The 12,126-nt window shown below is 62.9% G+C and carries 12 protein-coding genes; 3 read left to right on the forward strand and 9 right to left on the reverse strand.

Going from position 1 to position 12,126, the window contains the following annotated elements:
- The first annotated feature begins 10 nt into the window (after positions 1–10).
- Positions 11–880 (forward strand): LysR substrate-binding domain-containing protein, encoded by an 870-nt coding sequence (locus tag ABLX76_RS00545; RefSeq protein WP_276575311.1) that lies wholly within the window; start codon positions 11–13, stop codon positions 878–880.
- 99 nt (positions 881–979) lie between these two features.
- Here ABLX76_RS00545 and ABLX76_RS00550 read toward each other — a convergent pair whose 3' ends face one another.
- From ABLX76_RS00550 to pspA, 6 genes are all read right to left on the reverse strand, one after another.
- Positions 980–2,041, reverse strand: coding sequence for a YcjF family protein (locus ABLX76_RS00550; protein WP_023289359.1), 1,062 nt, complete (start codon positions 2,039–2,041; stop codon positions 980–982).
- A complete protein-coding gene (locus ABLX76_RS00555) occupies positions 2,038–3,435 on the reverse strand; it encodes a YcjX family protein (protein ID WP_032452561.1) in 1,398 nt (465 codons plus the stop codon). The genes ABLX76_RS00550 and ABLX76_RS00555 overlap by 4 nt, the downstream gene beginning before the upstream one ends.
- A 102-nt stretch (positions 3,436–3,537) precedes the next feature.
- Positions 3,538–3,756, reverse strand: a complete 219-nt coding sequence (pspD, locus tag ABLX76_RS00560; RefSeq protein WP_002901915.1) for a phage shock protein PspD — start codon at positions 3,754–3,756, stop codon at positions 3,538–3,540.
- Between the two features lie 28 nt (positions 3,757–3,784).
- On the reverse strand, positions 3,785–4,144 hold the full coding sequence (gene pspC, locus ABLX76_RS00565; protein ID WP_004203911.1) for an envelope stress response membrane protein PspC: 360 nt from the start codon (positions 4,142–4,144) through the stop codon (positions 3,785–3,787).
- Positions 4,144–4,368 (reverse strand): envelope stress response membrane protein PspB, encoded by a 225-nt coding sequence (gene pspB / locus ABLX76_RS00570; RefSeq protein WP_023289357.1) that lies wholly within the window; start codon positions 4,366–4,368, stop codon positions 4,144–4,146. Before pspB ends, pspC begins: the two co-directional genes overlap by 1 nt.
- Positions 4,369–4,423: 55 nt before the next feature.
- The gene (pspA, locus tag ABLX76_RS00575) at positions 4,424–5,092 is read right to left on the reverse strand and encodes a phage shock protein PspA (RefSeq protein ID WP_004203910.1); all 669 of its coding nucleotides are present in this window, start codon (positions 5,090–5,092) and stop codon (positions 4,424–4,426) included.
- 152 nt (positions 5,093–5,244) lie between these two features.
- Between pspA and pspF the strand changes: the two genes are divergently transcribed.
- Positions 5,245–6,234 (forward strand): phage shock protein operon transcriptional activator, encoded by a 990-nt coding sequence (gene pspF / locus ABLX76_RS00580; protein WP_192870666.1) that lies wholly within the window; start codon positions 5,245–5,247, stop codon positions 6,232–6,234.
- On the opposite strand, the gene ABLX76_RS00585 is transcribed toward pspF, so the two are convergent.
- Positions 6,225–7,616 carry an MFS transporter gene (locus tag ABLX76_RS00585; RefSeq protein ID WP_023289355.1) on the reverse strand — a complete coding sequence of 464 codons (1,392 nt, stop codon included), beginning with the start codon at positions 7,614–7,616 and terminating at the stop codon, positions 6,225–6,227. The genes pspF and ABLX76_RS00585 overlap by 10 nt on opposite strands.
- Before the next feature lie 25 nt (positions 7,617–7,641).
- Entirely contained in the window at positions 7,642–8,811 is a 1,170-nt protein-coding gene (locus ABLX76_RS00590) for a M20 aminoacylase family protein (RefSeq protein ID WP_023289354.1), read from the reverse strand.
- 171 nt (positions 8,812–8,982) lie between these two features.
- Between ABLX76_RS00590 and ABLX76_RS00595 the strand changes: the two genes are divergently transcribed.
- On the forward strand, positions 8,983–11,304 hold the full coding sequence (locus ABLX76_RS00595) for a helix-turn-helix domain-containing protein (protein ID WP_348873748.1): 2,322 nt from the start codon (positions 8,983–8,985) through the stop codon (positions 11,302–11,304).
- Here the strand turns inward: ABLX76_RS00595 and ABLX76_RS00600 are convergent.
- On the reverse strand, positions 11,271–12,113 hold the full coding sequence (locus ABLX76_RS00600) for a helix-turn-helix transcriptional regulator (RefSeq protein WP_348873879.1): 843 nt from the start codon (positions 12,111–12,113) through the stop codon (positions 11,271–11,273). The two genes, ABLX76_RS00595 and ABLX76_RS00600, sit on opposite strands and share 34 nt — an antisense overlap.
- Positions 12,114–12,126 lie beyond the last annotated feature (13 nt).

The following is a 12,126-nucleotide window of genomic DNA, read 5'->3' on the forward strand; positions in this document are numbered from 1 at the left end:
CCTTGCGCTGCTGCAGACCTTTGAGGTGACCGCCCGCCATTTGAGTTTTACCCTCGCCGCGCATGAAATGAACCTGACCCAGGGGGCGGTCAGCCATCGGATCCGCAAGCTGGAGATGCATATCGGGTTTCGCCTGTTTATTCGCATGACGCGTAAACTGGCGCTGACGGAGGAAGGCAAACGCCTGCTGACGACGTTGAGCCATTCGCTGCGGGCGATTAACGATGAAATTGAGGATATTCGCGAACAGGATCTGCGCGGCACGCTGCAGATTGGTATTGCGCCGACCCTGGCCCATCTTTGGCTGATGCCGCGTCTGCCCCGCTTCCAGGCCCAGTGGCCGGGACTAAATCTACAGTTTCGCGTCCGCGCCGGGGTGATGGATTTTAACGAGGAGCGGGTGGACCTCGCGATTTATTACGGCGCCACGCGCTATCCCGATCTTTATCAACAACGGTTGATGGCGGAAAGTTTGCTGCCGGTCTGCTCTCCGGAGTATCGCCGGCAGTATCGCCCGCTGAGCGGCGGTGACGCGGCGGCGATCGTCTGGATCCATGCCTGCGAATCCACCGACGTGCAGGATCAGTTTGCCGAATGGCGCCTGTGGTGCCAGCAAAGCGGACAGGCGCTACCCTTTGACGGCCGGTATTACGCGGTGAACAACCACTCGCTGGCCATTGAGATGGCGCTGAATGGACTCGGGGTCGTGATGGGGCGTAAAACGCTGATCCAGCCGCTGCTCGCCACCGGGAGACTGGTAGCCTTGTCCGAAGACGAGGCGGAATCTCCCTTTGGCTATGATCTGATTTGTCCGCAGGAGAACCGCTCGCGCCCGCGCTTTCGCGCCTTCAGCGAGTGGCTGGCGGCGGAATGCGTATGACCGGACATTGCCCGCGGCGCGGCAGGTGCGCAAGCCTGGACTCGACCTCGCAGGCCGGGCAAGGCGAAACCGCCGCCCGGCGATGTCTCTGAGCGAAGGTTATTTCTCCGGACTGGTTTTGCTTTTCTGCAGGGTCTCTTTCAGCTGCCCAATCAGCTCGCGACGAAAATCGCCGAGCCGCGGTTTATCATCGGCGATCCACGGCAGCGGGCGGCACAGCTCCATCGCCTTGATACCAAGGCGGGCGGTAAGCAGACCGGCGCCGATGCCCTGCGCGGCGCGCGCCGACAGCCGGGCCGCCAGATCCTGCGACATCCAGTCCATCCCCACCTCACGCACCAGTTCGCTGGCGCCGGCGAAAGCGATATTCAGCAGCACCAGGCGAAACAGACGCAGGCGGCTGTAATACCCCAGCTCAATGCCGTACAGGGTGGCAATTCGGTTGATCAGCCGCAGATTGCGCCAGGCGATAAACGCCATATCCACCAGCGCCAGCGGACTGACGGCGATCATCAGCGTCGACTCCGCCGCCGAACGGCTGATTTCCCGCCGCGCCTGGGCATCGAGCACCGGCTGCACCAGCTGGGCATAGAGGCTGACCACTTCCCGGTCGCTTTGCGTTTCGTGGATGGCGGCATACCAGCGCTGCAGCGCCGGATGCGACTGATCCAGACCCGCCTGCTGCGCCAGCTTCTCACAGAAGGATTTCGCTTTGCCGACCGCGTGACTGTGCAGCATATCGCGGGCTTCATCGCGTTCATGGGCGCGCTGGCGCAGTCGCCACAGGCGGCGCCACTCGGTGGCCACCGATCCGACGCCGGCGCCGACGATTAGCGCCCCGGCAGCGCAGCCGCCCAGCGCAATCCAGTCCTGCGTCTGCCAGGCGTTGGCGGTCCACTGCACCCCTTGCGCCACGACGCTGACGCCGAAGATCGCCAGGCCAGCGCTGACCATCCGCCGCCAGAGACTGCGTTTCGGCCGCAGCACAGACTCCACCACCGCCTCTGCCGCCCCCTCTTCCTCTTCGCCGGTCACCAGAAGCGCCGGCGCGAAGTTGTCGGCTTCCCGTCGGTCGAAGGCGCGGGCGCTTTTCAGCGGCGGCGTTTTTTCCGCCTGCAGCGGGCCATCAAAATCAATCCGCGGTTTTAACGGTTCGCTCATCGCAGTTTATCTCCAATCAAAAATTCCAGCGCCGCGTCGAGGCGAATGTGCGGCAAGGGCCGATCGACATCCATGACCTGCGGACGAAAGTTTTCAAACTGAAATCCCTGCTGCTGCCAGAAGGCCTGCCCCGGCAGGCGCGCCGGCACCTCGCCGGGATAGATGGTCAACGGCTGGCCGTCGCTCAGCCGATTGCCGCGCAGGGCGGGGATTTTCTCGCCGTTCAGCTCAATCAGCCCGCTCTGGGTCGCCTGAATGGACGCCAGCCCCAGGCAATCCATACTGATCCCCTCGAAGGCGGCATTCTGCCACGCGTCCTGGATCAGCTGCTGCAGGAGCGACACCATATTGCTGTGCTGATCCACCGTGACGTGGTCGGCTTTGGTGGCGGCGAACAGCAGCTTGTCGATGACCGGCGAAAACAGCCGGCGGAACAGGGTGCGCTGCCCGTAATGGAAGCTTTGCATCAGCTGGGTCAGCGCCAGGCGCATATCGTTAAACGCCTGCGGCCCGCTGTTGAGCGGCTGCAGGCAGTCCACCAGCACAATCTGCCGGTCGAAGCGCAGGAAGTGCTCTTTGTAGAACCCCTTCACCACCTTTTCGCAGTAGTACTTGTAGCGTTCGCGCAGCATGCCGGCGTTGCTGTGTTTATCGGCCTGCGCCAGCTTGGCTTCGCCGACGGCATCGACGTCAGGCCATGGGAAAAACTGTAGCGCCGGCGCGCCGGCCATTTCGCCGGGCAGGACAAAGCGTCCGGGCTGGATAAAGTGCAGCCCTTCACGCTTACAGGCGTGCAGATAATCCGTCCAGGCGGCGGCGATCTCGGCCAGCCGGGCCTCGTCGGCAGGGGCCAGCGGATCCAGCCCGGCGCACAACTGCCGCCAGCGGGTCGACCACTCCGCACGCTGTCCCTGCAGGAGTCCGGTCATCTGCCGCGACCAGCTCAGATAATCCTGCGCCAGCATCGGCAGATCGAGCAGCCACTCGCCCGGATAGTCGACGATCTCCAGATACAGCGTGGAGGTGTCTTTAAAATGGCGCAGCAGGGAGTCGTTGGAACGGTAGCGCAGCGCGAGACGGATCTCGCTAACGCCGCGCGTCGGGGTTGGCCACATGGGGGGCTGGCCGTACAGCTGGGCCAGCCCTTCATCGTAGGTGAATCGCGGAATGCCGAAGTCCCGCTGCGGTACGCGCTTGACGCCGAGCAGTCGCTCTTCGCGCGCAGCGCTCAGCAGCGGCAGGCGGGCGCCGGTGTGAATATTCAGCAGTTGGTTGACCAGCGCGGTGATAAACGCCGTTTTGCCGCTGCGGCTCAGGCCGGTCACCGCCAGCCGTAAATGCCGGTCAACCCCGCGGTTGACCAGCGCATTCAATTCAGTTTTCAGTCGCTTCATCGCCAGTCCGTTATGCCCTGAAGGTGTGTCTCGTCATCATAAGCTATCTGCCGGGGATAAGCAGGAGAACGTTAATCCTTTTGCGCCTTCCCCACGGCGGCGTTATTTCATCCCGCGCGTGACGCGGTTGGCCAGCCGGCTGAGCAGCGGCTCCAGCGCCACCGCCAGCAGCATTTTCAGCGGCCGTCGCGCGACCGATTTGACCGCCCAGCCGGCAACGCCCGCGGGGCCGTAACGCAGCGCGGTCAGCAGCGCCAGCTTACCGACGATTTTCAGGCCGGGCTTAACCTGCTGCCCGGCGCGTTGCCATTTGCTATTCATGCGTTGCCTCACTCGTTAACAACAGGATTTACAGCTGACGAAAGCGGCTGCGCAGCGTGAAGGTGTCGGAGGTGACGTACCGTTCCATCTCACGCAGACGCTGTTCGCCGGAGGCCAGTTCGGCATCCACGGCGGCCAGCAGATCGCCATTGCTCGGCGCTTTGTGGCCGTAAAGCTCACTGTCCGGCATCGGGTCCAGGGCGAAGGTCAGAATGATGTAGGCCACCAGGACGAAGAAAAAGAGGCCAAAAATCATCGCCAGCACGGTAATCAGGCGCACCAGCTTCACCGGGACATCAAGATGCTGAGCAATACCCGCGCAGACGCCCTTGACCATCCCGCGCTGCGGGATACGCCACAGTTTTTTATTCAGATCCAGTCCAGCCATTATTTGTCTCTCCAGTTCGGATGTTCGGCATCCAGGATCGCTTCCAGCGCCTGAATGCGCTCGCGCATCCGCTTCGCGTCATCGGTCAACTGCAGCAGCCGTTGCTGCTCATTTTGCGTCAGCGTCCCGTTGGCGCCGCGATTGTTGTAGTGCAGCCACAGCCAGACCGGCAGAACAAACAGCACAAACAGCGTCAACGGAATGGCGAGAAAAAGCATGCTCATGTGTACTCCTTACAGGGGGTGAGCCGCGGCGCAACGCCGCGCCGCGCAATCGTACTTACTGGTTGGACTGATTCATTTTGGCTTTCAATGCCGCCAGCTGCTCGCTGATTTCATCGTCCGCTTTCAGTTCGGCAAACTGCTGATCCAGCGTCTGCTGCTTGCCGAAGCGGTGGCTCTCCGCTTCCGCTTCCATCTGATCGATGCGACGTTCAAAGGATTCAAAGCGCGCCATCGCCTCATCCAGTTTACCGCTGTCCAGCTGGCGACGCACATCGCGGGACGAACTCGCCGCCTGATGACGCAGCGCCAGCGCCTGCTGACGGGCGCGGGTTTCGCTGAGTTTGTTCTCCAGCTCGCCAATCTCTTTCTTCATGCGCGCCAGCGTTTCATCCACCAGCTGCACTTCGTGGTCCAGCTGAGCAATAAGGTCGGTCAGCTTCTGTTTTTCGATCAGCGCCGCCCGGGCCAGATCCTCTTTCTCTTTGCGCAGGGCCAGCTCGGCCTTTTCCTGCCATTCCGCCTGCTGGGCGACCGCCTGCTCAATACGACGGGTCAGCTGTTTCTTTTCCGCCAGCGCGCGGGCCGACGTGGAACGTACCTCAACCAGCGTGTCTTCCATCTCCTGGATCATCAGACGCACCAGCTTTTGCGGGTCCTCGGCTTTCTCCAGCAGGGAGTTGATGTTGGCGTTCACGATGTCGGCAAAACGAGAAAAAATACCCATAATTTCAGTCCTCATAGTTCTGGTTGCAGGCATTCACCTGTGGCTTAGCTAATACAAATGGCGTGCCAACTTTTTATCTTATTGATTTTAAACAGAGTGGTTGCGAAACAGGCAGGGCATTGCTACAGTCACCTGGTTAATCACACTACTTAATGGCGAAATTCATCATGGCGCAGTACAAGGATAATTTGCTGGGCGAGGCCAACAGCTTTCTCGAGGTGCTGGAACAGGTTTCCCGGCTGGCTCCGCTGGACAAACCGGTGCTGGTCATCGGCGAGCGCGGTACCGGGAAGGAGCTTATCGCCAACCGTCTGCACTACCTCTCCGCCCGCTGGCAGGGGCCGTTTATCTCGCTGAACTGCGCGGCGCTGAATGACAATCTGCTCGATTCGGAGCTGTTTGGCCACGAAGCCGGGGCCTTCACCGGCGCCAGCAAGCGCCATCCCGGACGCTTCGAGCGCGCCGACGGCGGGACGCTGTTTCTCGATGAGCTGGCGACGGCCCCGATGCTGGTGCAGGAGAAGCTGTTAAGAGTGATTGAATATGGCGAACTGGAGCGCGTGGGCGGCAGCCAGCCGCTGCAGGTCAACGTCCGGCTGGTGTGCGCCACCAACGCCGACCTGCCGCGGATGGTGGAGGAAGGCCATTTCCGCGCCGACCTGCTCGACCGTCTGGCGTTCGACGTGGTGCAGCTCCCGCCGCTGCGCGAACGGCAGAGCGACATCATGCTGCTCGCCAACCAGTTTGCCATTCAGATGTGCCGCGAGCTCGGTCTGCCGCTGTTTCCCGGCTTCAGCGAACGAGCCACCGCCACGCTGCTCGGCTACCGCTGGCCGGGGAATATTCGTGAACTGAAGAACGTCGTCGAGCGCTCGGTCTATCGCCACGGCGACAGCGAGCATGAGCTGGACGCCATTATCCTCAACCCTTTCCGTCAGACCGCCGTCTCCGTGCCGGAGGCCGCGTCCGGGGACGAACTGCCCGCTCTGCCGCTGGATCTTCGCGATTTTCAGCTACAGCAGGAAAAACGCCTGCTGCAGCGGAGTCTGCTGCAGGCGAAGTATCATCAGAAGCAGGCGGCGGAGCTGTTGGGGTTAACCTATCATCAGCTCCGCGCGCTGCTGAAAAAGCATCAGCTATGAGAGGCGCGCGGCAGCAGCAGCGCGCTCACCGCCATCGCCCCCAGGCATAAGGCGGCGTTGAACCACAGGGCATACTGGGCGGCATGGGCCATACCGAGCGGCAAAAACAGCGCAAAAAGTGACGCCGTCACGGCAATCCCCATCGCCCCGCCCAGCGAGCTGCCCATCTTGTAGATCCCCGAGGCGACGCCAATTTTGTTCTCCGGCGCGTTGGCCACCGCCGTATCCGTTGACGGCGTGGCGTAGCAGCCCAGCCCGAGGCCGAACAGCACATTGCTGCCGAACACCACGCCGATATAGAGCGCCTTATCGAGAAAGGTGCAGGATATCAGGCCGATGGCGATGGCGGTCAGCACCGGGCCGGCCATCATCGGCAGCCGGGCGCCGTAGCGCTGCAGCAGCTTCTCGCCGACCCGGATCATCGCCAGGACGGTGACCAGATAGCCGAGGGTCATCATTCCACTCTCCAGCGGCGTCAGGTGGTGCCCCTGCTGCAGCCAGATGCTGGCGATCATCATGGTGCCAATCGCCCCGTTGAGCAGAAAGTTCGACAGCACCGCCGCGCCGTACGCCCGGTTGCGAAACAGCGCAAAATCGATCAGCGCCGCCTCGCCTTTGCGCAGCCCGCTGCGAATAAACACCGCGCCAGCAATCAGCGCCCCCGCCAGCATGCTCAACGACAGCGGACTGCTCCAGCCCCAGCCGTGGCCTTTGCTGATAAACAGATTCACCAGCACCAGCCCGGCGATAAGGCTCAGCAGGCCGCCAACGTCCAGCTTCTGCTGGCTGGCGCTGGCGCTGCGGCTCTCCGGCGTGCCGCGCAGTAACGCCAGCGCCGCCAGGGCAACGGCGATGGAAAAGACAAAGATCCAGCGCCAGCCCAGGCCGGTGGCGATAGCTCCGCCGACGAAGGAGCACAGGCCGCTGCCGCCCCACGAGCCGATGACCCAGAAGCTGACCGCCCGCTGACGCGCGCGCCCCTGGTACCAGGTCTTAATCAGCGCCAGCGTCGCCGGCATAATGCACGCCGCCGACAGCCCCTGCAGCACCCGGCCGGCGAGGAACAGCCCCGGCCCCTGGGCCAGTACCAGCATGGCGCTGCCGACGATGCTCAGCCCCAGCCCGAGGGTGGTCATTCGCATGCGGCCAAACTTGTCCGCCAGGCCGCCGCTGGCCACCACGAAACAGCCGCTGAACAGCGCGCTGAGGCTGACGGCCAGGGTTAAGGTCTCAAGGGAAATATCAAGACTGCTTTTCATCGCCGGCACGACGTTAATCACCGACTGGGCAAACAGCCAGAAGGTTAAAACGCTCAGCACAATCCCCACCAGCAGACGATCGCTGCCGACATAGGGGGTGTCGCTTACGGTGACAGTGCTCATTGCATGGCCCTCCCGTTTCCGGTGATTAACGCAGATAGTGTTCCGTCAGGCCGCACCACAGCGCCGCGCCGCTAAGCAACAGCGCGTCGTTGAAGTCATAGCCCGGGTTATGCACCATGCAGCGATCCGGCTCGTCGCCAGCGCCGATAGTGAAATAACTGCCATGGGGGTGCTGCTCCAGCATGAAGGCGAAATCTTCACTGCCCATAAACGGCTTCACCTCGCCCACCTGCTCTGCGCCAAACAGCGCTGTGGCCACCTCCCGCACCATGGCGTTGGCCGCCGGATCGTTACGTAATACCGGGCTGCCGTTGACGTGGGTCAGCGTAGCCGTGGCGTTAAAGCTCTCCGCCTGAGCCACAGCAATATCATGGATCCGCTGCAGCACGGTCTCGCGTACCTGCTCATTGAGGGTGCGCACCGTGAGCTTCATCAACACATGATCGTTAATGATATTGGGCGCATGTCCGGCCTGGATGCTGCCGACGGTCACGACCGCTGGCTCAAACGGGGTGATATTGCGCGAGACGATAGACTGCAGCGCGAGGGTAATATGGCAGGCCACCAGCGTGGCATCCACCGTATGCTCCGGTACCGCGCCGTGGCCGCCAACGCCCTTCACTTCAATATGCAGCGTATCGGAGGAGGCCATCATCGCCCCGTCGCGCAGACCGATTTTACCCAGCGGCTGACCCGGCATATTGTGCAGGCCGAAGATGGCGTCGCAGGGGAACTGGTCAAACAGACCGTCCTCGACCATCACCCGCCCGCCGTACAGCAACTCTTCCGCGGGCTGGAAAATCAGCTGCAGCGTCCCGTTAAACTGGCGGGTGCGCGCCAGATATTCAGCCGCGTAGAGCAGCGTGGTGGTGTGCCCGTCATGGCCGCAGCCGTGAAAGCGCCCGTCAACCTGGCTTGCCCACGGCTTCCCGCTCCGCTCCTGCATCGGCAGGGCATCCATATCCGCCCGCAGGCCGAGGCGTTTTTTTCCTTGGCCGACGCGCAGCGTACCCACCACCCCGGTGCCCGCCAGGCCGCGATGAACCTCGTATCCCCATTCGCCAAGCAGTCGGGCGACCTCGCTGCTGGTCTGATGCTCTTCAAAGCCGATCTCCGGCTGCTGGTGGAACCGGCGACGTAAGGCAATAAATTGCGCCTCGTTGACCTGCAAGGCTTCAAGCAACGGATGTGTCATTTTTGTTATTCCTGTGTTGTGTTTGCACGACACTTTCGAGTTTATGCGGGTGAAACAGCTTTCAGGCGCGCTTTTTTGTTTTATATTGACGAGAAATGAATGAGTGTTTTTCATACATATCGGTTATGACAAAAAACAACCGGTTGCTTTTTGTCTACAGAGGAGACCCATGTGGAGCAGCATTCAGGCGACTTTAGCGTCACCGTGCGCGATGTGCGTCAGCTAAGCCAGCCGGAGAGCGATCTGCTGACGCTGCTGTGGGTGCTGGAGGGGAGCGTAAATCTGGCGGAGGCGGAAGGTGCGCCGCAGCAGCTTGCCATCGACGGGCTGGCGATCGTTAACCGCAACCGTCGCTGGAGCCTGCGCAGCGCCGGGGGCAACGCGGTGATGGTCCTGACCCTCTCCGCCAGCTGGCTGGCCCGCCTCGACAACGCCTTTTTTGCCGTCGACTACCAGATATCGCCGCGCACCCGCGATGCCGATGACGGCCTGCGCCGCCTGATGCGCCAGCTGCTGGTGAGCGGCCTGGTCAATCATCCCGGCCATTACCGGCTGGAGGCCAACCGTTGGCTGAGTGAGATAGCGCTGCTGCTGGCCACGCGCTTCAGCCAGCCCATCGCCTTCACGCCCCGGCGCGATGCTGAAAAATGGAGCCGGAGGATAGCCAGCGTAGTGGCGCGGATCGACGCCAACTATCAGCGCCGTTTCTCTTTACAGGAGGTGGCGGCCGCCGAGTTTGTCTCCGAGGCCTGGCTGTCACGCCTGTTTCACAAGGAGGTTGGCGTCAGTTTTGTTCAGTACCTCACCGCGCTGCGCCTGCGCCACGCTGCCGATCAGCTGTTAACCACCCGCAAACCCGTTCAGCAAATTGCCCGCGAGCAGGGGTTCGCCAGCACGCGGATGATGAGCGACCTGTTTAAGCGCCACCATGGGGTGACGCCGCGCCAGTATCGCGAGCGGTCCCCCCGGGAGCCGGGCCGACCGCGCCCGCCGCAGGGCGATCGCTGGCAGCCGGTGGCCGTGGACCGGCTCTACGCCCGCCTTAATGAGCCGGAACAACGCGACCGGGAGAGTCAGCCGCTGTTGATCAATCCGCCGCAAACCCGGGAGATCAACCTGCACCAGCGACCGGCGCGCGCCGCGGTGCTGCGCCATACCCGGATGGTGGTGACCGTGCGCGAGCTGGACGATCTGCTGCGGGAGGACGTGCGCCGCGAACTGGAGCAGTTGCACCGCGCCCTGCCGGTGTATGCCATTGATATCAACGATGCCTTTCTCAGCAGCCGCCTGTTCGGCACCGGCTGGGACGATCCGCAGATGGCTGGCTACGCCTGCTGGTACAACCTGCAGCAGATCTTCAGCTGGCTGGCGGCGATGGGCTGGCAGGTGATCCTGCATACCGGGGTCACCACCCGCAGCGATCTGCTGCAGCGCTTCCTGCAACTCGCCGCCAACCATTTTCCACCGACGACGCTCAGCAGCTGGCGCTTTGTCTGGCACTGGTCGCCGCAGGCCAGCGAAGCGGCCCGCCAGGCCGCCTGGCGGCAGCAGCGCGAGGTTCTTCACCGTCTGCTGCCGCAGCCGCAGCTGGGGATCTGGCACCGCTTTGCCGCCAGCGCGCCCGGGGACGATCCGCTGTTCCACTCGCCGCTGCTGGCGGAAGCCGATTTTCTCGCCTGCCAGGCGGATGCCAACGAACGGCTGGATCTGGCTCAGGCGGACAGCAGCAGTCTGGCCTCCAGCGAGCACTATCCGGCGCATAAGCTGCGACAGATCCACAGCGCCCTGCGTCAACGGCAGCTTAACCTGCCGCTATGGCTGCTCTCGTGGAATACGCTGACCGGCGATACGCGGGACACCAACGGGCGCTTTTTTCGCGGCGCGCTGTTGATGGATAATCTGCTGGGGGTCGCGGACCAGGTCTGGCTGGCGGGCTTCTGGTTAAACTCCGGCCTCCAGGGCGAAGCCCGCGCCAACGGCAAGCTGGATACCTCCAGCCTGGCGCTGCACTATCTGCACGGGCTGCCGCGCCCGGTTTACTGGGTGCTGTGGCTCTGGCGACGGCTGCGCGGCGAGATCCTGTTTCACGACAAAAACCTGCTGCTGCTCCATCACCAGGGGCACTACCAGCTGCTGCTGCGCAATACGGTGGTCTATAACCCCTGGCTCTCCAGCGAAGCGGCTTTTATTCAACGCTTCAGCCAGCCGTACAATGTGCGGCTGCAGGGGCTCAAGGGCCGCTGGCGCATCAAACAGCACCTCTTCGATCAGCACCACGGCGCGCTGTTCCCGCTGGTGGACGCCTTTCGCAGCCGCAGCGGCCCCGACGCCGAAGATTATCAGTGGCTGATGCATCAGGCCCGTCCGGCGCTCAGCGTGGAGGAAGCCCGACTCGACGGCCACTGGCTGCGGGTCGACTCGCTGGAGAGCAACGCCCTGGCCCTGTACGAATTTACCCCTCAGTACTCCCCCGATGAGGATCCCGACGCCTGAAGCAGGCCGTGAATTTTGCGCTGGCTCTCCGTCGTCGCCGGGTTGAAAACCAGCAGCGACAGATCGGGGCGGCCCTCCACGGCAAAAGAGGTGAACTCCAGATCGAGCGGGCCCATCTGCGGGTGGTGAATGCGCTTATAGCCCTCGCCGTGGCCGGCGACGTCGTGGCTTTGCCAGAAACGGGCGAACTCGACACTCTGCTGGCTGAGCTCCGCGATCAGCTGGTCAGTTTCCGTCGTGGCGCCCATCCGCGTGACGTCGGCGCGAAAGGCATTAACGATAAGCTGCCCCACCGTCTGCCAGTCCTCCAGGGTGCAGCGGGCCTCAGGCCGGGTAAACAGGCGGCGCAGCACGTTGCGCTCCGCCAGCGGCAGCTGGCCGTAGTCGGTCAGCACCCTGGCCGCCGCCGCGTTCCAGGCGATCACGTACCAGCTGGCGGTACGGATAATCGCCGGAATGGCGAAGGCATCGAGCACCCGCTGCAGCCGCGGCGTCATATCATCTGTGATCGTCAAACGGGTCTGCGGCGGATGGCCGAAGGCCAGTATAAACAGATGTTCGCGCTCCGGGGTGGTCAGCCGCAAACCGCGAGCGATCCGCTCCAGCACTTCGCGGGAAGGCGCCCCGCCGCGCCCCTGTTCAAGCCAGGTATACCAGGTCGGGCTGATGCTGGCGAGCTGGGCGACCTCTTCACGGCGCAGGCCCGGCGTGCGCCGGCGTCCCGCCGGGAAGCCAAACGTTACCGGGTCGAGACGCTGGCGCCTGGCGCGGAGAAAATCACCTAAAGCATGATTGTCAGAAGTGTTCATCATCTGCCTGTAA

Source organism: Klebsiella sp. JB_Kp004 (genome assembly GCF_040065795.1).
In the GTDB taxonomy this organism is placed as follows: Bacteria; Pseudomonadota; Gammaproteobacteria; order Enterobacterales; family Enterobacteriaceae; genus Klebsiella; species Klebsiella quasipneumoniae.